This is a genomic window from Bifidobacterium aesculapii (assembly GCF_001417815.1).
Lineage (GTDB): Bacteria > Actinomycetota > Actinomycetes > Actinomycetales > Bifidobacteriaceae > Bifidobacterium > Bifidobacterium aesculapii.
In genome coordinates, this window is record NZ_BCFK01000003.1 from 143958 (window position 1) to 167724 (window position 23767).

Genomic DNA, 23767 nt, shown 5'->3' on the forward strand with positions numbered 1-23767 from the left:
ATGCCGGCGGTATCGCAGGCCGGTCTCACCGCGGAAGAAGTGCGGGCCCGCGTGGAGGCCGGAGCCTCCAACAAGGTGAGGACCTCCACGTCCCGGTCGGTGAAGGACATCGTGCGCGCGAACGTGTTCACCCTGTTCAACGGCATCATCCTCGCGGCCATGCTGCTCGTGCTCGCCACCGGGTCATGGCGTGACGCGGTCTTCGGTTTCGTCATCATCATCAACACGGGCATCGGCATCGTCACCGAGCTCAAGGCGAAACGCACGCTCGACCGTCTGTCCATCCTCGTCGCCGCCGACTATCTCGTGCATCGCGACGGCCATGACGTGACCGTGCCGCACGACGGCATCGTCATGGACGACCTGCTGTGGGTGCGTGCCGGCGAACAGGTGCCCGCCGACGCCGAAATCGTCGCATCATGGGGCTTGGAGACCGACGAGTCGATGCTTACCGGCGAATCGCGCACCGTACGCAAGCAGCCGGGCGACGACGTGTACTCCGGTTCCACCGCCGTCTCGGGGCTCGCGCTGGCGCGCGTCACCGCGGTCGGCGCGCACTCCTATGCGGCGTCGCTCACCGCGAAGGCGAAGGTGTACACGAAGACCGTGTCCGACCTGAGCCGGGGCATCAACACGATCCTCAAGTTCATGACGTTCCTCGTCGTGCCCCTCTGCGTGCTGCTCATCCTCTCCCAGATCCGCACGGTCGGCGGCTGGGATGCGGCGCTCGCCACCGGCGCGTGGCGACAGGCCGTCGTCTCCGCCGTCGCCGGCGTCGTCGGCATGATTCCGGAAGGACTCGTGCTGCTCACGTCGCTCAACTTCGCCGTCGCCGCGATGCGACTCGCACGCCACGAGACCCTCGTCCAGGAGCTCGAATCGGTGGAGACGCTCGCACGCGTCGACTGTCTCAACCTCGACAAGACCGGCACGATCACCGACGGCGGCATCGCGTTCGACCGCGTCGTCATCGTCGACGACGCGGCGGACGGTGATCCGCACACCGCCGACGCGGGCATGCGGCGTCGTGTGGAACAGGCGTTGTACGATCTCGCGGACGAGGAGCAGCCGAACGGCACGGGCCGGGCCGTGCTCGCCGGTCTCGGCGCGCACGGCTACGGCCCCGGCGCCGTCGAGGAACGCACGCCGTTCTCCTCCGCGCGCAAGTGGAGCGCCATCACGTACGGCGGCGCAACCGGCGCCGGCGAGAGGCGCGCCAACGGCGAAACCTGGTATCTCGGCGCGCCCGAGGTACTCCTGTCCGCGATCGAAGGCGATCACACGGCGTTGCTGGACCAAGTCGGCGAGTACGCCGGCGACGGCGCGCGCGTGCTCCTCATCGCGCGTGCGCCGCGCGGCGACGGCGAAACGGAGCTCGCGCCCGACCCGTCCGCGCGTCCCGTCGCGCTCGTCCTGTGCTCCGAGAACATTCGTTCCGACGCGGCCTCGACGCTCGCATGGTTCCGTGAGCAGGGCGTGCGATGCCGCGTCATCTCCGGCGACAATCCCACCACCGTCGGCGCGATCGCGCGCAAAGTCCGGCTCGCCGGCGACCGCGAACTGAACTGCGTCGACGCTCGCGACCTGCCCGACGACGTGAACGCGCTCGGACGCATGCTCGAGGACGTGGACGTCGTCGGCCGCGTCCTGCCCGACCAGAAGAAGCTCATCGTCGACGCGCTGCACGCACGCGGCTACACGGTCGCGATGACCGGCGACGGCGTCAACGACGCGCTCGCATTGAAGGAGGCCGACCTCGGCATCGCGATGGGCAACGCGGCGCCCGCCACCAAAGCCGTCGCGCAGGTCGTGCTCGTCGACTCGAAGTTCTCCCATCTGCCCGACGTGGTGGCGCGCGGCCGGCAGGTCATGGCCAACATGGAACGCGTCGCCGGTCTGTTCCTCGTCAAGACCGTGTATTCGGCGCTCATCTCCCTCGGCGTCGTGCTCACGGGCATGCCCTACCCGTACCTGCCGCGCCACATCACGTACATCGGCGCGCTCACCATCGGCATGCCCGCGTTCATCCTCGCGCTCGCGCCCAACACGCGCCGCTACGTCCCCGGCTTCCTCACACGCGTCGTCCGCTTCGCGTTGCCCGGCGGCGTGGCCACCGCGCTGTCCGTGCTCGCATGCGCATGGTGCCTGCCCGGCATCATGGGCTGGGACATCACCGGATCGGCCGCGGACCTCGCCGCCCTGCGCGCCACCGAGGCGATCATCCTGTTCGTCATGGGCGTGTTCGTGCTCGCCCGCGTCGCCCGGCCGCTCAACGGCTGGCGCGGCGCGCTCGTCGCCGTCTTCGCATCCGCCGGCGTCATCGGCATGTTCATCCCGTTCGTGGCGCGCTTCTTCGCGCTCATCGTGCCCACCGGCGCGATGGTCGCGCCCACGCTCGTCGCGCTCGCCGGCGCGTCGGCGATCTTCGCCGTATGCCTGTTCCTCGTGCCGTGGGTCACGCGCACATTCGTCGAACGGCATCTGCGGCGCCGACCGGAGCGGCCGGCGCGGCATTGAGCGCAGCGTCGCGACGGGCGACGCATTGTCTCACGTTTCAAGCCGACACGCCAGAGAAAAAGTTACGTTCCCGTACCATTCCGAGTGGATAATCGGCGGCAACAAGCCGGTCCAATGATTCGGAGGAAGCATGTCCCTACGTGACGACCAACTGGCGACGCTACACGCCGCCGGCAAGGAGTACGACTACTACACGATCGCCGACCTCGACGGCGTCGATCACCTGCCCTACTCGCTCAAGGTGCTCGTCGAGAACCTCGTGCGCAACATCGACGGCGCCAACATCACCGACGAGCACGTCAAGGCGCTGCTCGGCTGGGACCCGAACGCCGCGCCCAGCCACGAGATCCAGTTCACACCGTCGCGCGTCGTCATGCAGGACTTCACCGGCGTGCCCTGCATCGTCGACCTCGCCACCATGCGAGACGCCGTCAAGCAGCTCGGCGGCGACCCGGAGGTCATCAACCCGCAGGTCCAGTCCGACATGGTCATCGACCACTCCGTGCAGATCGACAAGTACGCGCTCGCCAACGCCGTCGAACTCAACATGGACATCGAATACCAGCGCAACGGCGAACGCTACCAGTTCCTGCGCTGGGGCCAGCAGGCGTTCCGCAACTTCCGCGTCGTGCCGCCGGGAACCGGCATCATCCACCAGGTCAACATCGAATACCTCGCCAAAGTCGTCATGACGAAGGCTGGGGAGCGCGGCCGCCAGCTCGCCTACCTCGACTCGTGCGTCGGCACCGACTCGCACACCACCACCGAAAACGGCCTCGGCGTGCTCGGCTGGGGCGTCGGCGGCATCGAGGCCGAGGCCGCCATGCTCGGACAGCCGATCTCCATGCTCGTGCCGCGCGTCGTCGGCTTCAAGCTCACCGGCTCGATCCCCGAGGGCGTGACCGCCACCGACGTGGTCCTCACCATCACCGACATGCTCCGCAAGCACGGCGTCGTCGGCAAGTTCGTCGAATTCTACGGCGAGGGCATCGCCTCCGTACCGCTCGCCAACCGCGCCACCATCGGCAACATGAGCCCCGAATTCGGCTCCACCTGCGGCATCTTCCCCATCGACGACGTCACCCTCGACTACCTGCGCCTGACCGGCCGCTCCGAGGAACAGGTCGCGCTCGTCGAAGCGTACGCGAAAGCCAACAAGCTGTGGGGCGACGCCAAGGACCCCGACTACGTCGAGCCGGAATACTCCGAATACATGGAGCTCGACCTGGGCGACGTCGTGCCGTCCATCGCCGGCCCGAAGCGCCCGCAGGACCGCATCACGCTCGCCGAGGCGAAGCGCACGTTCGAGGAGACGCTGCCCCAGTACGAGACCGAGAAGACCGTCAAGGAGCCGGTGCCCGTCTCCACCTCGTTCCGCGGCGACTTCGAACTCGCCAACGGCGACGTGGCCATCGCGTCCATCACCTCCTGCACGAACACCTCCAACCCGTCCGTCATGATCGCGGCCGGTCTCATTGCCCGCAACGCGCACGCCAAGGGCCTCACCCCCAAGCCGTGGGTGAAGACTTCGCTCGCGCCCGGATCGCAGGTCGTCGCCGACTACCTCAAGGCCGCCGGCCTCCAGGACGACCTCGACGCGCTCGGCTACCAGCTCGTCGGCTTCGGCTGCGCCACCTGCATCGGCAACTCCGGCCCGCTCCTGCCCGAGATCAGCGAGGCCATCAACGCCAACGACATGACCGTCACCGCGGTCCTGTCCGGCAACCGCAACTTCGAAGGCCGTATCAGCCCGGACGTCAAGATGAACTACCTCGCCTCGCCGCCGCTCGTCATCGCGTACGCGCTCGCCGGCACGATGGACTTCGACTTCGAGTCCCAGCCGCTGGGCGTCGACAAGGACGGCAACGATGTGTTCCTCAAGGACATCTGGCCCACCAACGAGGAGGTCGCCGCCGTGGTGAACGGCACGGTGAGCCGCGAGATGTTCCTCAAGGACTACGCCTCCGTGTTCGAGGGCGACCGCCGCTGGAAGGGCCTCGACGTGCCGGAGGGCGAACTGTTCGCCTGGGATCCGAAGTCCACGTACGTGCGCCGCCAGACCTTCTTCGACGGCATGAACGCCGAACCGGATCCGGTCGCCGACATCCACGGCGCCCGCGTGCTCGCGCTGCTCGGCGATTCGGTCACCACCGACCACATCTCCCCGGCCGGCGCGTTCAAGGCGTCCAGCCCGGCCGGCAAGTATCTGACCGAACGCGGCGTGGAGCCGAAGAACTTCAACTCCTACGGGTCGCGCCGCGGCAACCATGAGATCATGGTGCGCGGCACGTTCGGCAACATCCGCCTGCGCAACCAGCTGCTCGCCTCCACCGGCAACGAGGTCACGCCCGGCGGCTTCACCTACGACTTCACCACCGGCAAGCCGTCCACGATCTTCGAGGCGTCCCTGAACTACAAGGCCGCCGGCACGCCGCTCGTGGTGCTCGCCGGCAAGGAGTACGGCACCGGCTCCTCGCGCGACTGGGCCGCGAAGGGCACGCTCATGCTGGGCGTCAAGGCCGTGATCACCGAGAGCTTCGAGCGCATCCACCGTTCCAACCTCATCGGCATGGGCGTGCTGCCGCTGCAGTTCCCGGAGGGTGAATCGTACACGTCGCTGGGGCTCGACGGTACCGAGACGTACGACATCGACGGCATCGAGAGGCTCAACGCCGGCGAAACGCCGAAGACCGTGCATGTCACCGCCACGAAGACGGACGGCACGACGGTCTCCTTCGACGCGGTCGTGCGCATCGACACGCCCGGCGAGGCCGACTACTACCGCAACGGCGGCATCCTCCAGTACGTGCTGAGGAACCTCATGCGCAAGTAGTCCGCACGGCGTCGTCGCGTCGTGCGCAACGCGCGGCACGACGACGCACGGTCCATGGCCGTATATTGTGATGCCCGTCCTTCCTGATGGAGGGACGGGCATCACACATATATGAAAGGATCGTCGCAGTCCCGCAGGGTGACGGCGCATGCTTACTGCGCCTTGAGGCGGTACTCCTTCCAGATCTCCGACAGGCGGCGCCCGTCCGAGGTGCGCTTCCACACGTCGAGGCCGCCGCTGGCCTTGCCGCCCGCCGCGGCCTTCGCCGCCGCGGTGGGCGAGGAGTGCTCCGAACCGTCGTCGAGACGGAAGCGCCCATCCTCGGTGACGGTCGCGAACCAGCGTTCGCCCTTGCGCGGACGCTCCCATACGAGCTTCTCTCCGGGGATGAGCAGCCCGGCCTGGACGACCTGCCTGATGGTCACGCGGCGCGAGCCGTGCGCCGGTTTGGCCGCCGCCGCGGTTTCCGCCAGGCCTTCGCCGCCCTGGGCCGTCAGGTCCGTGTGGTTCTCGTCGTAGCGGATCCGCCAATAGTCGGCGATCAGTTGAATCGTCTCCTCCTGACGGTGCCTGAGCATGGCGGGCGTGCACTCGTTGAAGTCCTTGAGCCCGTCGGTCAGCGGGAACCGACGCGAATCGGCGCGCATGAGCATCCGCTCGCGGCGAGGCGCGTACTCGTTCATCTTGTCGAGCTGGTCTGCTGTGCCCTGCGCGAGCGCCATGTCGCCGAGACGGTACATCCAATAGTCGTGGTCGTCCTGCGACCAGTGCGCGAACGAGGCGGACCGTCCGATGTCCAACGGCATGATGGTCAGCACGCTGAGCTTGCGTGGCCGTGCCAGCCGCATACCGGCCTTCTGCTCGTTCGCGCGGATGAGCAGAAGACGCACCAGATCGTCGTCGCCCTGCATCTCGCCGTGCAGACGCACCAGGGCGCTCAGACGGTCGTTTGCCCGGACGGTCAGTCCGCGCACCAGATTCGTCGGGTAGCCCTTGTCGAGGTCGCGGATCGCGGCCGTGGCGTGCCCGCGGCGTGTGAACGCGTCCACACGGTTGAGCGTGTCCAGGCCGGTGACGCGCTCCAGCGCCGTCAGCACCTCGATGAGGCGCTGCTCGTCATGCCCGCCCAACTCCCTGACCGTCGTCTTCGTACGCGCGGCGCGGCCGGCGCGCGACGCGAACGGCGAGACGTCCGGCGAGCCGAGCTTGCGGTACGAGTGGACGAGCACCCACATGGCGACCGCCTTCCACTCGTGGTGGCGGTAGTCGTTCAGGGCCTCGAGCCGCTCCTTCACCTCGTTGGGCAGGACGGTCTCCGGCGCATGGGCGATGATCTGCCATGCGGCCGCATAGGGGGCGAGCGTGCCGTCGATGAACGCGGGCACCGTGCCCGCCTCGATGTGCGGCTGCAGTACGTCGGCGAGGAACTCCTCGATGAGCTTGCCGGTGGAATGCTGGTGCGTGACGATCATGTGCAGCGTCTCGAAGAACTCCTCGGTGGACTGCGGGTCGTCGCCGAGCGGCTCCATGATGTCGTCCCAGCGTGCGGCATAGGCGTCGATCTCGGCCGGAGGCAGCGCGGCGGTGGCGCGCGCCTTGAACACGTCGGACGCGGTCAGCGGCAGTCCGCGCATGTTCATCACGTCGAAGATGCGGTGCGCGCCGTCGAGGTCGTCGGTGGTGACGATGACCAGGGTGACCATCTTCACCATGTACGAGGCGAAGGCGCGCCGCTCCTCCTCGCCCAGATCCGCCAGCGCATCGTAGACGCGTCGCGTGTTGCGCGTGATGTTGCGCTGCGCCGCAGTGGTCCAATCCTCGTCGCTCAGATCGAACAGCGCCTCCAGATTGCCTTCCTGCACGTACTCGCGGAAGAACGCGGCGTCCTTCTCGCGCAGCGTGAGCCTTGGCTCGTTGGCGATGCCGCGCAGTTTGTCGCCCGGGTCGACGATGAGCTTGTCCAGCAGCCCCATCCACTCCGGATCGTGTTCGAGGTCGCGCAGGGCGGCGATGACGATCGACAGGGACACGAGACGCTGCTGGCCGTCGATCACCTCATAGCGGGTCCCGCCTTCTCGCACGAGGATGAGCGAGCCGAGGAAATACGGCGTTCCCGGTGTCTTGCACGCTTCGAGCAGGTCGTCGACCAGCTGCATGATGTTCTCCGGCTGCCAGATGTAGGCGCGCTGGAACGAGGGAATGGACAGCCGGTAGTTCGGCGTGAACACGTCGCCCAACGGCAGTTCCTTGGCGCTGATTCCCATGTGGGCTCCCTTCGATGGTGCGGCGCCGCCGGCGCGGCGGCGCTTCGCTACCATTCAGCCTAGCAGCGGCGGCACGTCCGCGCGCTCGACCAGTCGCGCCATCTGCACGCGCCCCATGGCGAGCTTGTCCGAGGCGGAGGAGAGGTGAGCCTTCGCCGTACGCTCCGAGATGAACATCCGCGAGGCGATCTGCGCGTTCGTGAGCCCCTCGGCGGCGAGCAGCACCGCCTCGCGCTCGCGATCGGGCAGCGCGTCGAGCAGTGCGCGCGCCTCGTCGCGGCGGGAACGGGGGCGCGATCCGTTCAGGTCGGCGATGAGCTGCCGCTGGCTGGCGGTGTTGAACTGGGGTGCGCCTTCGCATACGCCGACGATACGGCGGATGATGTCGTCGGGGGCGTCGGTCTTCGATACGAAGCCTTCGGCGCCTGCCTCGACGGCGCGTTCCACGGTGCCGGACGGGCTCAGCGAGGTGAGGATCAGCACGTGTGGGGCGGGGGAGAGGGCGCGCAGCCGTCGTGTGGCCTCGATGCCGTCCACGCCGGGCATGGCGATGTCCATAAGCACCACGTCGGGATGCTCGTCGGCGGCATTGAGCACGCATGACTCGCCGTCGGTGGAGGTGGAGACGACCTCGATGCGGCCATGCGAATAGTCGCGGAGTATCAGCCGCATCGCCTGGCAGATCATCGGATCGTCGTCAATGACGCTGACCCGGATCGGGCGGTCGCACCCGTCGTCGTTCCTCTGCTCGTCCACGCCGTTCATCTTAGCCGCGCCACGGCAGCCACACGTCGACATGGAACAGCCGCCGGTCATCCACCCCGTACCAGCACCGGCCGCCGACGGCGTCCACGCGCGCGGCGAGCCCGGGCAGCCCGGCCCCGTGCGTGGCCTGCGCTCCCGGTTCCCGTCCGCCGTGCTCCGGCATCGGATTGCTCAGATGGATGTGCACGCCGGTCTGCGGCGCCGCCGACGCCTCCAGCGACGCCGGCGCGCCAGGAGCGTGCCGGCGCGCGTTCGTCAGCCCCTCCTGTATGGCGCGGTACGCCACTTTGCCGATTGCCTCGTCGAGACCGCTCAGCTGCCGGATGTCGATCCACGTGTTGAGCGTCGTGCCGGAGCCGCGCACGTCGGCGATCAGCGCGTCCAACGATTCGCGGGTCAACGACGTATCGTCCGAAGGAGCGAGCTGCTCCCACGCCTGTACTGGGTCGCGCAGCATGTCGATGATCGCGTGCGCCTCGTCGAGCGCCCCGGCCGATTGACGGCGGATGTCCTCGGCCTTGGCGGCCAGCGAACGTGCCTCGGGGGAGTCTCCGAGCCGTTCCGCCTCCGCTTTGAGCGCGGCGGCGTTCAACGCCATCAGGGAGAGCGAATGGGCGAGCGTGTCATGCGCCTCGGCGGCGATCGCGTCCGCGAGCTGCTGGTTGTTCAGGTCGCTGGCCAACGTCGCGGCCTTGCTCTTGGCCGCGTCGGCCAATGCGTTCGCCGTGCGCAATCGGGCGCGCGAACGGATATGGAGCCCTATGAGCGTCGCGCCGGCGACGAACACCAGCGAGGCGATCGCCGCGGTGACGACCACGGTGGGTTCCTCCACCATCATGACCGGGGGACGGCCCGAGTCGCCGCCGGTGTGCGGTTTTGCGAAGACCGTATGCCACAGGGAGGCGTCGGCGGGCTGCAATGCGTCGCGGATCTGCGAGACCAGCGTCGCGATGGTCGCCGCGGCGACGGCACGTATGGTCAGGGTGCGGTCGGCGCGGCGGGCCAGCAGCGACGTCAGCGCCATCAGCGCGATCAGGGAATCGAACGGGAAGACGACCACCATCGCGCAGGCGATCCAGAACGTCAGCTCCGGATGGTTCCTGCGTGCCGACAGGAGCAGTCCGGACGGCAGGGCGACCAGCGTGCACAGCACCATCAGCATGAAGCCGGCCGAATCCTTGTCGAACTGCTGCGCGAAGAACGAGGTCTGCGCCAGACACATGAAACTCGCCGAAGGCACCATCACCAACGTGCACCATGTGCGTGTGGCCACCGGCACGTCGTCCGCGTTCTGGGTGTTCGCGGAAGGAACCGGCGATGGGCCCGCGGCGGCGGCGCCCCGCCGCGGGTCGGTGGGGCCGCCGTCGGGCGCGCCGTGCTGAGTGGTCATGGTCATGCCTTCACTTTATGGGCGTGCGCCGCGTTCCGCCATTGGACATGCGGGCATGGACGCATGCCGTCCTACCGCCCGATGGGGCAGTGCGAAAGGGCCGTTCGTACACTGACGTCCGCGTTCCGGTTCCGATAGCGTGTCTGGTAGCAGGACGATTCCAGTCCGCGGACGAACGAGGAAGGAGAAGGATCATGAGCGATCCGAACACATCCATGCAGCCGGGCGCGCAACCGTTGGCGCCGCAGCAGGCGCCGTCGGGCGCGGGACAGCGGCCCGGCCGCACCGCGAAGCCGAAGAAGCCGCTGCTGAAACGATGGTGGTTCTGGGTGATCGTGGTGGTCGTCGTGCTCGCCATCGGCGGCGCGCTCGGAGGCGGGGCGTCGGATGGCGCCGATTCCGGGGCGACGGCGACTTCCAGCCAGCAGTCGTCGGGCGGCGACGCCGCGAAACAGGGCGATGACGCCTCTGCGGCGAAGACGGAGAAGACGGTCGAGTTCCAGGCCACGGCCACCGGCAACGGCACCGTGATCTGGACCCGCAGCGGCTCGAGCAACACCGAACAGTTCAACGGCAGCTGGTCGAAGACGTTCACCGGCGATGAGGCCAAGGACCTCACCGGTGTGAGCGTCACCGGCGACATCATGGGAGGCAACGACCAGACGGTCAGCTGCAAGGTCATCGTCAACGGCGAGGAGAAGGACGCGAAGGAGGGCAGCGGCTCCGCGGGCAGCGCGTTCTGCACGGTGCCCCTGTTCTGACGATGCCGCAGGCGTGCGGTTCCCGGCGAATGCGACGGGAACCGCACGCCCGTCGTATGCCATGCGGGGCGCAAGTCGCCCGGAGCTGAAATTCCCAGCCAACACCAATCTTCACGGGTACGATGGGGTACGACATCAACGAGAAGGAGCGATCATGACATTCGGTCAGCAGCCCCAGCCCAACCCCAACTATGAGCCGCAGGGCGGCCATACCCTGAACGCCGGCTACGGCACGCAGCCCCAGCCCGGCTACGAGTACGCGAACGCCGGCCAGTCCCAGTACGGCCAGGCCAACACCCAGTACACCCAGTACGTGGGCGGGCAGGTGCCCCCGCAGTACGGCCAGCCCCAGTACGTCTACGCGGGCGCGGGCGCCGCGACCGTCAACGGTCAGGTCGCCTACTCCTACGAGCAGGCCGAACGCGTCTCCGTCGCCAAGGCGTACGGCGAGATGACCCTCGGTCTGATCGTCACCGCACTGGTCGCCGTCGCCGCGCAGGTCACCGGCGCCTACTACTACTTCCTCGCCGCCACCGGCGTCATCGGTCTCATCGGCCTGTGCGTCGTGCAGGTCGGCATGGCCATCGTGCTCGGCATGCGCATCCAGAAGATGAGCGTCGGCGGGGCGCGCGCCATGTTCTACATCTACGCCGCGCTCATGGGCTTCACCCTGAGCTCCATCTTCTGGGTGTACGACCTCGGCCAGATCGGCATCGCACTGGGCGTCACCGCCGCGTTCTTCTTCGCGCTCACCATGTTCAGCCTCACCACGAAGATCGACATGCTCAAGTTCGGGCCGATCCTCATGGTTGCGCTCATCGTGCTCATCATCACGCAGCTGGTGCTCGCGTTCATCCCCGGAGTCAGCAGCATGACGCGCATCGTGTGCGCCATCGGCCTCGTCATCTTCGCCGGCATGACCATGTACGACGCCCAGTCCACGCGCGCGCTCTTCCAGGCCTATGAGAGCCAGGGTCCGGAGATGATCAGGAAGATCTCCATCCTGTGCGCCCTCAACCTGTACCTCGATTTCGTGAACATGTTCCTGTACATCCTGCAGCTGTTCGGCAACAGGGACTGATGCCACGGAGCCGACGACGCGTCGGCGACAAGGGGTGTGCGGCACGGCCCGGTGCGCCCCGCATATGGGAGGACCCGACCACATGGTGGTCGGGTCCTCCCATATGCGGGGCCTCACGTAGGTTGGCACTCTATGGGAAGACAGCAGATCGCGGGCGTGGTGTGCCTGACCGTATGCGCATTGATATGGGGGTTCGCGTTCGTCGCGCAGGTACAGGGTATGGACGCGGTCACGCCGCTGTTCTTCAACGCCTCGCGGTTCACGCTCGGCGCGGTCTCGCTCATCCCCATCCTTCTCGCGCGCAGGGCTCGGCGGGAACCCGCACCCGTCGCGTCGCCGCGCCCCGTGCTCGCCAACCCGATCGTCGTGGGCGTCATCTGCGGCGTCGTGCTGTTCACCGCGAGCACGCTCCAGCAGTACGGCATCCTGTACGGCAAGTCGGCGGGGCGTGCCGGGTTCCTCACCGCCCTCTACATCGTCATCGTGCCGCTGCTCGCCTTCGTGTTCCTGCGCCGTCGCATCGGCGTGCTCGTCGGCGTGGCCGTAGCGTTCTCCGTCGCCGGATTCTACCTGCTGTGCGTCACCGACGGATTCGGGTCGATAGGCCTGGCCGACCTGCTGCTCCTGTTCACCGCCGTGCTGTTCGCGACGCACATCCTCGTCATCGACGAGCTTGGCTCGCATGTGGACGCGATCGCATTGTCGTTCATCCAGTTCTGCACCACCGCCGTGCTCAGCTGGATCGGCTCTGCCATCGAAGGGTCCATCGACTGGCAGGGCGCCTTCGCCGCCTGGGAGCCGATTCTCTACGCCGGCATCGGCTCCGTGGGCATCGCCTACACATTGCAGGCGGTCGGCCAGCAGTGGGTGCCGCCGACGCAGGCCAGCCTGCTCATGAGTCTCGAATCGTTCTTCTCCGCGGTGGGCGGGGCGTTGTTCCTCGGCGAGATGATGACCCCGCGCGGTTATCTGGGGTGCGCGCTCATCTTCCTCGGCACGATGCTCGCCCAGATGCCGGCGCGGCTCCCCGCATGGCTCAGTCGCTCGTCTTCGGCGTCTGATCGACCACGGGGGCGCCGTTGATGTCGCGGTGGATGTTCTGCATCTGCACTTCGATGTTCTGCAGTGAGCGCGCGCAGTCGAGCAGGGTCTGCGAATGCTCGTTGAGCTTCGCGTCCGGCAGGTCGGTCTTGTAGCGCAGCGCGTGCTCGAGACTCGCCCAATAGTCCATGGCGATGGTGCGGAACTGCACCTCCACCGGCGTGTAATGCGCGCCGGAGGAGAGGAACACCGGCACCGCGTAGATCACGTGCAGCGACCGGTAGCCGTTCTGCTTCGGCTTCTTGATGTAGTCCTTGACGCGCAGCACCTGGATGTCCGACTGGGCGGACAGGTAGTTCGACACCGAGTACACGTCGTCGCGGTAGTTGCAGATCACGCGGATGCCCGCCACGTCGAACAGATTGTCTCGGATGGAATCGACGGCGATCGGCAGTCCCTTGCGTTCCAGCTTGCCGATGATGGAGTTCACCGACTTGAGACGCCGTTCCATGTGATGGACGGGGTCGTGCGAGAACCGCACCTGGAACTCGTTGTCGAGGATCTCCAGCTTCGTCGAGATCTCGTACATCGCGCCCTCGTACACCTGCATGAGGTCCACGAACTCGGCGATCTGGTCCGCGTCGAAGATGCTGTCCGAAATGTTCAGGCCCTTCAGGCGGGCCTTGAGATCGGCGCTGCTCAATCGGGAATGTCGGTCAAGTATCACGGCAATGATTATAGCCATCGGGCGCGTGTGTGCCGGTGGTCTGCAGGAAATCTCCCCACAACGCCGAAAGGCGCCGTCATCCCTCCCGCATGATGCGACATCCGTTGCCGCGTTGCCCCATTATCATGTGCGGGACATGCCGTGACCCGCCCGTCCCATAGAATGGAACGCTGTGAACGAAGACATGATGACCGAGGCGGAGCGCGCCTCAATCGACGTCGAGACCGCCGACGCGGCCGCAATCGCCGGCCGGCGAGGCAAGGGCGTGTTCCATATCGACACGCTCGGATGCCAAATGAACGTGCACGATTCGGAGCGCATCGCGGGCGTGCTGGAGGCGGACGGCTACGTGCCCGCCACCGAGGAGCAGGTCGCCTCGCGCGACCTCGACCTGATCGTGCTCAACACGTGCGCGGTGCGCGAGAACGCCACGGAGAAGATGTACGGCACCGTGGGCCGCTACAACCGCGTCAAACTGCACCGCCCGAACCTGCAGATCGCGGTCGGCGGGTGCATGGCGCAGATCGACCGGAGAAAGATCGCCGACAAGGCGCCGTGGGTGTCGGCCGTGTTCGGCACGAAGAACCTCGAATCCCTGCCGCGCCTGCTCGACCAGAACCGCATGACCGGCAGGCCGCAGGTCGAGGTGACGGACGCGCTCGAACACATGCCCAGCGACCTGCCCGCCGCCCGCGCCTCCCGTGTGAGCTCGTGGGTGGCGATCTCCGTCGGGTGCAACAACACGTGCACGTTCTGCATCGTGCCGACCACGCGCGGCAAGGAGCGCGACCGTCGTCCCGGCGACATCCTCGACGAGATCCGCCGCTGCGTGGCGAACGGCGCGAAGGAGGTCACGCTGCTCGGTCAGAACGTGAACTCGTTCGGCTACGGCATGGGCGACCGGTACGCGTTCAGCAAGCTGCTGCGCGCGTGCGGCACGATCGAGGGATTGGAGCGCGTGCGCTTCACCTCGCCGCATCCGGCCGCGTTCACGGACGACGTGATCGCCGCGATGGCCGAGACGCCGAACGTCATGCACCAGCTGCACTTCCCGCTGCAGTCCGGATCCGACCGCATCCTCAAGGCGATGCGCCGCTCCTACCGTTCCGCGAAGTTCCTCGACATCCTCGGCCGCATCCGAGCCGCCATGCCCGACGCGCAGATCTCCACCGACGTGATCGTCGGGTTCCCCGGCGAGACCGAGGAGGACTTCCAGGCCACACTGGACGTGATGCGCGAGGCGCGCTTCTCCACCGCGTTCATGTTCATCTATTCGCCGCGCCCCGGCACGCCCGCCGCGGCGATGGAGCAGCTGCCTCATGACGTCGTGCAGGAGCGTTTCGAACGCCTTGTGGCGTTGCAGGAGCGGATCACCGAGGAGAATCTCGCCACGTTCGAGGGCCGAGACGTCGAGGTGATGGTCACCGGCCACAACGGCAAGAAGGACTCCGACACGCACCGCGTCACCGGACGTGAGAAGACCGGCGTGCTCGTCCACATCGGCGTTCCCGAAGGCGAGCCGGAGCCCGCCATCGGCGATTTCGTCACCGCGACCGTCACGCATGCGGGCCGCCACAACCTCATCGCGGACCCGGATCCGAGGAAGGGGCAGACGTATCATGTCCGCCACTGAACCGACCGCGGCCGGCACGTCGGCCGTCCCTGACGCGCAGTGCGAGGACGGCCCCCGCGTCGTCTCCATCGTCGGGCCGACCGCGTCCGGCAAGACCGGTCTCGGCATCGCCATCGCGCGACGTCTCGCCGCGGACGGGCAGCGAGCCGAGATCGTCAACGCGGACGCCTACCAGATGTACCGCGGCATGGACGTCGGCACCGCGAAACCGACGAAGGAGGAGCAGGAGGCCGTCCCGCACCACCTCATCGACATCATCGACCCGGACGAGACGATGACCGTCGCGCGCTTCCAGCAGCTCGCGCGCGAGACCATCGCAGAACTCCGGTCGCGCGGCGTGCGTCCGATCCTCGTCGGCGGCTCCGGCCTGTACGCGCGCGCCGCCATCGACGACATCACGTTCCCCGGCACCGATCCCGCGGTGCGCTCGCGGTTGGAGGAGCGCGAGAGGACGGAGGGCGCGACGGCCCTGTTCGAGGAGCTTGAAGAGAAGGATCCCGAAGCCGCCGCGCGCATGGACCCGCGCAACCCGCGGCGCACGATCCGCGCGCTCGAGGTCATCGAGATCACCGGCAGACCGTATTCGGCGAGCCTGCCGCGCTACCGGTACGTGATCCCGTCCGTGCAGATCGGACTCGACCTGGACCGTCGCGAGCTCGACCGTCGCATCGGCATCCGCACGGCGCGTATGCGCGAGGACGGATTCCTCGACGAGGTGCGCCGTCTGCGCCCGCATCTCGGCTTCACCGCGGTGCGCGCGCTCGGCTACCAGCAGATGATCGACCTGCTCGACGGCATGTGGGACGAGGAGGAGGACGCCTGGGCTGACATCGCGCAGAAGACCCGCCGTCTCGCCCGCAAGCAGATGGGATGGTTCGGTCGCGACCCGCGCATCCACTGGCTCGAGGCGCTGAACCCGCGCCTCGTCGACAACGCGATGGCCGTCATCGCGCATGCCGACGCCGGCGACTACGACGCGATCGACGCGCGGGCCGACGAGTACGTGCAGCATCATCTGGGCGACATCGCCTGAACCGTGCCGCCTCGGCGGCGTCGGCATGGTCCGGGCGACGCCGAGGCATACCGCCATGCCTGGGCTCGGGGCTCGGGCTCAGTGCGCGGGCCCCTGCTCGAACCCCGCGATGAGGAACACGCGCGTCGGGTTCGCTGGGCCGATCAGCGCCACGAACATGCGCTCGAAGCCCGACGTGTCGCCGCGGAAGGCGGCGCGCTTGGCCTCCTTGTACGATTCGCGCGTCACCGGTCCCCAGTCGATGTCCCATCCAGCGTCGTGCGCGAGACGCGAGGCGAACATGCGCAGCGTCATCCCGTTGCCGCCGCGGAACGGGTGCAGGTACCCGAGCTCGTCGTAGACATGGGCGAGCCGGTGCGCGAACACGCCCCGGTCGAGCGACTGGAGGTTGCGCGCCTCCGCGAGCTCGGTGGCGATGTTGAGCGCGCCGGTCTCGATGAGCGCGGCGGGGAAGAACGCCTCGGGGTTACGCGCCAGAGCCGTGTCGTCCGTCACCCCGCGCGTCGTATCCGACGTGCGCAGACGCCCGGCATCGTCGAACACGCCGGAGAACAGTCCCTTGTGGATCGCGGTCAGCTCGTCGAGGTCGCCCGTCGCGCGCCACGGACGTTCGACCAGCAGCACGGTCCTCGCGAACACCGATGCGGCGCGGTCGCGCGCATGGTCGTCGAGCGAGCCGTCGGCCAGTCTTCCGCCGCCGACCGTCTGCGCGGTCTCGCCGTCCGCCACGTCGATGAGACCGGCCACGTCGATGCGCCCCGCCTCATAGTCCGCCGCGGCGCGCATCGTCGCGGCGCCCGGCACCATCGCTTCCAACGCGCAGTTCTTCAGTGCAAATGCGACTGCGCTCGCACGTTCCGCTGGAGTCATGCAACCCATGATAAACCACGGCGGTATGGGGGAATGACGATGATTCGGCGGCGGCGGGCGTGACGGTACGAGCGGTTCGCTACATTGGAGTGCGTTATGGCTAAGACACGAAGCAGCAGGGGCGCCTCGTCGGGCGCGAATGACGGGCGGACCCGTCGCATGGATCCCGTGGGCGCGGGCGGCGGCATGGACGACGAACCGTGGTGGCGCAAGGCGTTGCTCGCCGTGCCGCGCGGACTCGGCTCCGCCGTCCGTTCCGTCTCGGGCGTGGGGGAGTTCGATCCCGCGTACCGGCGTGACGGACTGTGCTTCGTACTGCTGGTGTTCGGCGTGCTGTTCTGCGCGTCCGAATGGTTCCGCGTGCAGGGACCGTTCGGACGTCTGCTGCACGCGCTCGCCTCGGGCGTGTTCGGCCTGATGAGCGTCATGCTCCCCGTGCTGCTGTTCCTCGTCGCGTTCCGTCTCATGCGCAACTCCGGTCATGGTTCGGGCAATCCGCGTGTGATGACCGGGTGGATGCTGCTGCTGTGGACGGTGTGCTCCATCATCGACGTGGTGCTCGCCGCCGGAACCCCCGGCTTCGACTGGACGGCGATTCAGAATGCCGGAGGCCTCATCGGCTATGCGCTCGGCTCGCCTCTGGCATGGGGATTGTCGCGCGCGTTCGCCATCGTCGTGTTCGTCATCGTCGGCCTGTTCTCGCTGCTGCTCATCGCCGGCCTGCACGTCACCGACCTGCCCGGCCTGTTCCGCCGAATCGTCGCACGGGTACAGGGCAAGACGCCTGCCGCGCCGGACGCCGACGGGAACGGTGACGACGAGTTCCCGAACGAGGTGCGCGTCGGCGGCGACGTCATCGCCTTCGCCGACGGCGTGCCCGCGCACGACGGCACCGACGAGACCGAAGACGATGGCGCGTCGTCGGGCGGGGCGTCGTCGGGCGGGGCGTTCGGCTGGCTGTCGCGCCTGTTCTCCCGCCGTCGCGACCGCGCCGCCGACCCGTCGCTCGACCGCTACGACGCCGACGATCCGTTCCTCAGAGCAGCCAGACATCACGGCGACGCCGCCGAGACCACGGTGATCGACCCCGATTCGCTCGACCTGCCGGCCGTCGGCACGCCATATGCCGACGAGGCCGGTGCTGCCGCGGGCCGCGTGGTCAGCTCCGCGGCCGGCACGATGGGCACCACGGTGATGGGCACGTCCCCGATGGGCGCCGCGGCGGGCGCCGCCGCGCTTGGCGGGGCCGCGGCGCGCGCCGCCGGAGCGTTGGCGGACGCGGCCGATGGCGTTCCGGGCGCCACGCCCATCCGCGACCCGTGGGCGTCGATCGCCTCCGAAGGAACCCGTGAGGGGCAGCCGGCGACGGTGGCGCTGGGCGCCGGATCGGGCGCCTACGGGTCGGACACCGACGAGCAGGACGTCACACCGTCCGCTGCGGCGGTCCCGTTCGATCCGCATGTCGACCCGGAATCCGGCGAGGTGGTCGACGGCGCGCCGGTCGCGCCCGTCTCCGGCGCATCCGCATCCGCCGATTCGTCCGCGGCCCCGGCGGACGGCGCCGCTCCGGAGCCGCCGTACCGCCTGCCCGACCTGAACCTGCTGGTCAAAGGCAAGCCGCACGCGGCCCGCACCCCCGCCAACGACCGCGTCATCCGCGCGCTGACCTCCACCTTCCAGCAGTTCAAGGTGGACGCGAAGGTCGTCGGATTCCTGCGCGGCCCGTCCGTCACCCAGTACGAGGTCGAGCTCGCCCCCGGCGTCAAGGTGGAGAAGGTCACCAACCTCCAGCGCAACATCGCCTATGCGGTCGCCAGTTCCGACGTGCGCATCCTCTCGCCGATCCCCGGCAAATCCGCCATCGGCATCGAAATCCCGAACGAGGACCGCGAGATCGTCCACCTCGGCGACGTGTTGCGCTCGCAGGGAGCGCTCGCCGACCCGAACCCGATGCTCACCGGCATCGGCAAGGACGTGGAGGGCAAGTTCGTCACCGCGGACCTGACCAAGATGCCGCACCTGCTCGTCGCCGGCGCCACCGGCTCCGGCAAGTCCAGCTTCATCAACTCGATGCTCACCTCGATCATCATGCGCGCCACGCCCGAACAGGTGCGGCTCATCATGGTGGACCCCAAGCGCGTGGAGCTGTCGGCGTACGCCGGCATCCCGCACCTGCTCACGCCGATCATCACCGATCCCAAGAAGGCCGCGCAGGCGCTCGAATGGGTCGTCAAGGAGATGGACGCGCGCTACTCCGACCTCGAATACTTCGGCTTCCGCCACGTCAAGGACTTCAACAAGGCCGTGCGCGCCGGGCAGGTGCATGCGCCCGCCGGTTCGAACCGCAAGGTCGCCCCGTACCCGTACATCCTCGTGGTCGTCGACGAGATGGCCGACCTCATGATGGTCGCCAAGAACGATGTGGAAAGCTCCATCCAGCGCATCACGCAGCTGGCGCGCGCCGCCGGCGTGCACCTCGTGCTCGCCACGCAGCGTCCCTCCGTGGACGTGGTCACCGGCCTCATCAAGGCGAACATCCCCTCGCGTCTGGCGTTCGCGACCTCCTCCGCCACCGATTCGCGCGTCATCCTCGACACCACCGGCGCCGAGACCCTCATCGGCCAGGGCGACGCCCTGTTCCTGCCGATGGGCGAGGCGAAGCCGAGGCGCGTGCAGGGCTCGTGGGTGTCAGAATCGGAGATCCGCAAGGCCGTGGAGGCCGTGCGCACCCAGCGCAAGCCGAAGTACCGCGAGGACATCGAGCAGATGGCGAAGGAGTCCGAGAAGAAGGGCGCCGAGGTGGACGAGGAGATCGGCGATGACATGGACGTGCTGCTGCAGGCGGCGGAGCTCGTCATCACCACGCAGTTCGGCTCCACCTCGATGCTCCAGCGCAAGCTCAGGGTGGGCTTCGCGAAGGCGGGGCGCCTCATGGACCTGCTCGAATCACGCGGCGTGGTCGGTCCCTCCGAAGGTTCGAAGGCACGTCAGGTGCTGGTCCAGCCGCAGGACCTGCAGGCCGTGCTCGCGTTCATCCGGGGTGACGGTCCGGCGCCGCAGTCGGCGGGCACGGGCGGCGCGTGACGGTCCGGCGGCGGCGCCCCTCATACGATGCACAGGGTCTTCACAGATGACGCGCACCCTTAGGTAGACCAGTAAGGGTAACGTGTCATGCATGACTGACGAACAGATCGTAGACAACAAGAAGCCCTCGCTGCTGGACGGATGGAACGCCGCCCCTAACCTGGTCACCTACTCGCGCATCGTGCTCGTCGTGGTGTTTCTGGTGCTGTACGTGATGGCGGGAGCATGGGGCGAGACGAACCCGACCATGCGCTGGGTGGCGGCGGTCATCTTCATCGTCGCCGCGTCGACCGACAAGCTCGACGGCTGGATGGCGCGCAAATACAACCAAGTGACCGAGCTGGGCAAGCTCATGGATCCGATCGCGGACAAGCTGCTCACCTGCGGCGCGCTCATCGTCGCCTCCGTGTTCGCCGAATTCCCCTGGTGGGCGACGGCCCTGTTCCTCATCCGCGAGATCGGCATCACCGTGATGCGCTTCTTCGTGATGGAGCGTCCCGGCGGCAAGGTGATCGCCGCCGCTTGGCCGGGCAAGCTCAAGACGCTCTTCCAGTGCATCGGCCTGTCGATGCTGCTGCTGCCCCTGTGGGTGTTCGACGAGGGGCAGGCCACTCCGACGTGGCTGAGCGCCTACTACTTCCTCACCTACGCGCTGCTGTACGTGGCGCTCGTCCTGTGCCTGTACTCCGGCGTCGTGTATCTGGTGAACACGTTCGCCGGGTCGAAGAAGCGCTGAACCGCCGTGCATGGGGAGACCATCGCGGCCGCGGTCCTGACGACCTGCGAGACGCGCGGATGGCGGATCGCCTGCGCCGAATCGCTCACGGGCGGGCTGCTCGCGGACGCCTTCGTGCGCATCCCCGGGGCGTCCCGCGTCTTTCTCGGCTCGGCCGTCACCTATGACATCCGCGCCAAGGCATCGATCCTCGGCGTCGACCGTGCGCTGCTGGCGCGGGAGGGCGCCGTCCACCCCGAGGTCGCCGCGCAGATGGCCGGACGGACCGCCGCGCTCTATGCCCAGCCCGAAGACGGCGACACGGTGATCGGCCTCGCCACCACCGGCGTCGCCGGTCCCGGCCCCGACGGCGACAAACCGGCCGGGCTGGTATACGCGGGCATTTCGCTGCCTCCCTCGGCCGCGAAGACCGCCCCCGAGGAAACGCTCGCCCCGATCGGCGCCGAGATGCCGACGGGCACCGTGCGCATCGACCGCACCGACGCGGCGGGCCGCCGCGTCATCGCGCTGGAGCTGCGTCTCGACGGCACGCGTCAGCAGATTCGTGAGCGCACGGTCCTGCGCGTGCTGCAGAACGTGAGCCACTTCACATCAACATTCTGATTCGCTCTGGGAATAGTTCCGTTCCCGTCGCTGTTGGAAAGGTTATCGAGTGACGAGGGATTCCGGCGACCAAGGAAAGGATGAGCCATGGAGATGATGACGCGTATCGAGGAGACCGCCACGACCAAGCCGGCGACGATGGTGAAGCCGGGCACCGCGCGCATGCGCGAGCTCACGCCCGCCCAGCGCCGCGCGGTCATGTTCGCGCAGCAGCAGATGATTCAGGCGCGTGCCGCCCGCAAGGCGAAGGACGAGGCGGAGCAGGCCCGGCGCCGCATGTGGCAGGAGGCGGACGGCGACGAGAGCCCCGTCCGCGCCGAGCGCGCATCCTCCGCCGTCCGTGAGCAGCAGGGGCGCGAACCCGTCGAGCTCACGCTGCGCGAGGCCATCGGCCGTGTGCTTCGCGACCTGCGCACGCGCGATCACAAGACGTTGCGCGAGGTCAGCGAGAAGGCCGGCGTCTCCCTCGGGTACCTTTCCGAAGTCGAGCGCGGCCAGAAGGAGGCCAGCTCCGAACTGCTCAGCTCCATCGCCGAGGCGCTTGGTGTGAGCACCGCGCAGCTGCTGCGCATGGTCGCCGACCGGCTCGACATGGTCGAGAACTGAACGGCGGCGGTGCTGCGGCGTGAGGGAGAGGGAGTTCTGGCAGCTGCTGGAGGAGGTGTTCGGCCGTAGCTACGGCCGGGCGCTTTCGCGTGACCAGCAGATGCCGAAGTTGGCGAACATGACCGTCGTGGAGGCGTTGGACGCGGGGGAGGAGCCACGCGTGGTGTGGAACGTGCTGTGCGATCAGATGGGCGTTCCCGATGCCGAACGGTGGGGGCGCGACCACAATGCGCCCCCGTTGCCTGCGCGGTGAGTCGCCTGTATGGTACCGGATCGGCGGATGCGTGGGGTGTCATGGCGGTGCGGCCGTGACACCTCCGATAGCGCCCCGCATCCGATTGTGATGATTTTGTAAAGTCGAACATTTGTTCGTGTTTCTGCGTTATAGTTATCCACAGCAGACAACCCATCGAGCCAGGCGTGGTGATACCGCGCCCGGCGTGAAACCGTTGCGACCCAAAGGGTTTCGCCATGTTCCGCCTGCGGCGGGGCATAAGGGGCCGAGGGGCTCCGACCACAATGGCCGCCGGCCCTTGCCCTCGGGTGGACGCGCCCCGTACCGTGGAACGCGACAGGTCGTCGCAAGCGTGAAGGAGAACAGCATGGCACAGAAGACGAGCGCCGCATCCGGCAAGGGGCAGCCGGCGTCCGGCAGGAACGGGCAGGATCTCGAGGCGAGCCGCAAGGCCGCTCTGGACACCGCCCTCGCGCAGGTGGAGAAGAGTTTCGGCAAGGGGTCGGCGATGAGGCTGGGCGACCGTCCGGAGCAGAACGTCGAGGTCATCCCCACCGGGTCCCTCGCCCTGGACATGGCGCTCGGCATTGGAGGCCTGCCCAAGGGGCGCATCATCGAGATCTACGGCCCGGAATCCTCCGGCAAGACCACGCTGGCCCTGCATGTGGTCGCCAACGCACAGAAGAAGGGCGGCGTGGCCGCGTTCATCGACGCCGAACACGCGCTCGATCCGGTCTACGCCCGCAAACTCGGCGTCGATACCGACTCCCTCATCGTCTCCCAGCCGGACAACGGCGAGCAGGCGTTGGAGATCGCCGACATGCTCATCCGGTCCGGCGCCCTCGACGTGATCGTCGTCGATTCGGTCGCGGCGCTGGTGCCCAAGGCCGAGATCGAAGGCGAGATGGGCGACAGCCACGTCGGCCTGCAGGCCAGGCTCATGAGCCAGGCGCTGCGCAAGATGACCGGCGCCCTCGCCCAGGCGGGCACCACCGCCATCTTCATCAACCAGCTGCGCGAGAAGATCGGCGTGTTCTTCGGCAGCCCCGAGACCACCACCGGCGGCAAGGCGCTGAAGTTCTACTCCTCCGTGCGCCTCGACATCCGCCGCATACAGACCATCAAGAACGGAGAGGAGGCCATCGGCAACCGCACGCGCGTCAAGGTCGTCAAGAACAAGATGGCGCCGCCGTTCAAGTCCGCGGAATTCGACATGCTCTACGGCGAGGGCATCTCCCGCGAGGGATCGGCGCTGGACATGGCCATCCAGGTGGGCGTGGTCAAGAAGTCCGGCTCCTGGTTCACCTACGACGGCGACCAGCTCGGGCAGGGCCGCGAGAAGGTGCGTCAGTTCCTCAAGGACAACCCCGACATCACCGAGGAGATCGAGAACAAGGTGAAGGCCGAGTTCGGCCTGATCAGCCCGACGGACCAGTTCGCCGAGGACGACGCCACCAAGGAGGCCTCCGAGGCGGACGCGAACACCGAATCGGTCGCCGCCACGGAGTCCAATGCACCCGCCGCCGCATCCGGCAAGGGCGAGTCGAAGACCGCGGCCTCCGACGGCAAGACGGGGGCGAAGGCCTGA

At 67.8% G+C, this 23767-nt stretch carries 18 protein-coding genes; 13 read left to right on the plus strand and 5 right to left on the minus strand.

Annotated features, from left to right (window positions below):
• Positions 1 to 2517: an HAD-IC family P-type ATPase gene (locus tag BFAL_RS00760; RefSeq protein ID WP_055426581.1), complete on the plus strand. Its 2517-nt coding sequence runs from the start codon at positions 1 to 3 to the stop codon at positions 2515 to 2517.
• Between the two features lie 130 nt (positions 2518 to 2647).
• Complete coding sequence (gene acnA, locus BFAL_RS00765; RefSeq protein WP_055426538.1) at positions 2648 to 5350, plus strand: aconitate hydratase AcnA; 2703 nt, start codon at positions 2648 to 2650, stop codon at positions 5348 to 5350.
• A 152-nt stretch (positions 5351 to 5502) separates the two neighbouring features.
• Here the strand turns inward: acnA and BFAL_RS00770 are convergent, their stop codons facing one another.
• The 3 genes from BFAL_RS00770 to BFAL_RS00780 are packed head-to-tail and all read right to left on the minus strand — an operon-like array spanning position 5503 to position 9622.
• A complete protein-coding gene (locus tag BFAL_RS00770; RefSeq protein WP_055426539.1) occupies positions 5503 to 7614 on the minus strand; it encodes a GmrSD restriction endonuclease domain-containing protein in 2112 nt (703 codons plus the stop codon).
• A 54-nt stretch (positions 7615 to 7668) separates the two neighbouring features.
• Positions 7669 to 8379: a response regulator transcription factor gene (locus BFAL_RS00775; protein WP_055426540.1), complete on the minus strand. Its 711-nt coding sequence runs from the start codon at positions 8377 to 8379 to the stop codon at positions 7669 to 7671.
• A gap of 1 nt (position 8380) precedes the next feature.
• Positions 8381 to 9622, minus strand: a complete 1242-nt coding sequence (locus BFAL_RS00780; RefSeq protein WP_055426582.1) for a sensor histidine kinase — start codon at positions 9620 to 9622, stop codon at positions 8381 to 8383.
• Between the two features lie 341 nt (positions 9623 to 9963).
• Here BFAL_RS00780 and BFAL_RS00785 point away from each other — a divergent pair, with 341 nt between their 5' ends.
• The 3 genes from BFAL_RS00785 to BFAL_RS00795 all read left to right on the plus strand — a co-directional run bounded on the left by BFAL_RS00785 (position 9964) and on the right by BFAL_RS00795 (position 12694).
• Positions 9964 to 10530: a hypothetical protein gene (locus tag BFAL_RS00785; RefSeq protein ID WP_055426541.1), complete on the plus strand. Its 567-nt coding sequence runs from the start codon at positions 9964 to 9966 to the stop codon at positions 10528 to 10530.
• A 154-nt stretch (positions 10531 to 10684) separates the two neighbouring features.
• Positions 10685 to 11611, plus strand: a complete 927-nt coding sequence (locus BFAL_RS00790; RefSeq protein ID WP_055426542.1) for a Bax inhibitor-1/YccA family protein — start codon at positions 10685 to 10687, stop codon at positions 11609 to 11611.
• Between the two features lie 132 nt (positions 11612 to 11743).
• Positions 11744 to 12694 carry a DMT family transporter gene (locus BFAL_RS00795; RefSeq protein ID WP_055426543.1) on the plus strand — a complete coding sequence of 317 codons (951 nt, stop codon included), beginning with the start codon at positions 11744 to 11746 and terminating at the stop codon, positions 12692 to 12694.
• On the opposite strand, the gene BFAL_RS00800 is transcribed toward BFAL_RS00795, so the two are convergent.
• On the minus strand, positions 12648 to 13379 hold the full coding sequence (locus BFAL_RS00800; protein WP_503089868.1) for a GTP pyrophosphokinase: 732 nt from the start codon (positions 13377 to 13379) through the stop codon (positions 12648 to 12650). The genes BFAL_RS00795 and BFAL_RS00800 overlap by 47 nt on opposite strands.
• Before the next feature lie 184 nt (positions 13380 to 13563).
• Here BFAL_RS00800 and miaB point away from each other — a divergent pair, with 184 nt between their 5' ends.
• Both miaB and miaA read left to right on the plus strand, forming a co-directional pair.
• Positions 13564 to 15012 (plus strand): tRNA (N6-isopentenyl adenosine(37)-C2)-methylthiotransferase MiaB, encoded by a 1449-nt coding sequence (gene miaB / locus BFAL_RS00805; RefSeq protein ID WP_152973447.1) that lies wholly within the window; start codon positions 13564 to 13566, stop codon positions 15010 to 15012.
• Complete coding sequence (gene miaA / locus BFAL_RS00810) at positions 14999 to 16045, plus strand: tRNA (adenosine(37)-N6)-dimethylallyltransferase MiaA (protein WP_082440229.1); 1047 nt, start codon at positions 14999 to 15001, stop codon at positions 16043 to 16045. The genes miaB and miaA overlap by 14 nt, the downstream gene beginning before the upstream one ends.
• 78 nt (positions 16046 to 16123) lie before the next feature.
• Here miaA and BFAL_RS00815 read toward each other — a convergent pair whose 3' ends face one another.
• Positions 16124 to 16915, minus strand: a complete 792-nt coding sequence (locus tag BFAL_RS00815; protein WP_082440230.1) for a Fic/DOC family protein — start codon at positions 16913 to 16915, stop codon at positions 16124 to 16126.
• Between the two features lie 96 nt (positions 16916 to 17011).
• Between BFAL_RS00815 and BFAL_RS00820 the strand changes: the two genes are divergently transcribed.
• The 6 genes from BFAL_RS00820 to recA all read left to right on the plus strand — a co-directional run bounded on the left by BFAL_RS00820 (position 17012) and on the right by recA (position 23767).
• Entirely contained in the window at positions 17012 to 19999 is a 2988-nt protein-coding gene (locus BFAL_RS00820) for an FtsK/SpoIIIE family DNA translocase (protein WP_082440231.1), read from the plus strand.
• Positions 20000 to 20090: 91 nt separating this feature from the next.
• Positions 20091 to 20735: a CDP-diacylglycerol--glycerol-3-phosphate 3-phosphatidyltransferase gene (pgsA, locus tag BFAL_RS00825; RefSeq protein WP_055426547.1), complete on the plus strand. Its 645-nt coding sequence runs from the start codon at positions 20091 to 20093 to the stop codon at positions 20733 to 20735.
• A gap of 6 nt (positions 20736 to 20741) precedes the next feature.
• The gene (locus BFAL_RS00830; RefSeq protein ID WP_055426548.1) at positions 20742 to 21338 is read left to right on the plus strand and encodes a CinA family protein; all 597 of its coding nucleotides are present in this window, start codon (positions 20742 to 20744) and stop codon (positions 21336 to 21338) included.
• An 87-nt stretch (positions 21339 to 21425) separates the two neighbouring features.
• A complete protein-coding gene (locus tag BFAL_RS00835; RefSeq protein ID WP_055426549.1) occupies positions 21426 to 21944 on the plus strand; it encodes a helix-turn-helix domain-containing protein in 519 nt (172 codons plus the stop codon).
• A 19-nt stretch (positions 21945 to 21963) separates the two neighbouring features.
• Positions 21964 to 22197: a DUF3046 domain-containing protein gene (locus BFAL_RS00840; RefSeq protein ID WP_055426550.1), complete on the plus strand. Its 234-nt coding sequence runs from the start codon at positions 21964 to 21966 to the stop codon at positions 22195 to 22197.
• A gap of 349 nt (positions 22198 to 22546) precedes the next feature.
• A complete protein-coding gene (recA, locus tag BFAL_RS00845; RefSeq protein ID WP_055426551.1) occupies positions 22547 to 23767 on the plus strand; it encodes a recombinase RecA in 1221 nt (406 codons plus the stop codon).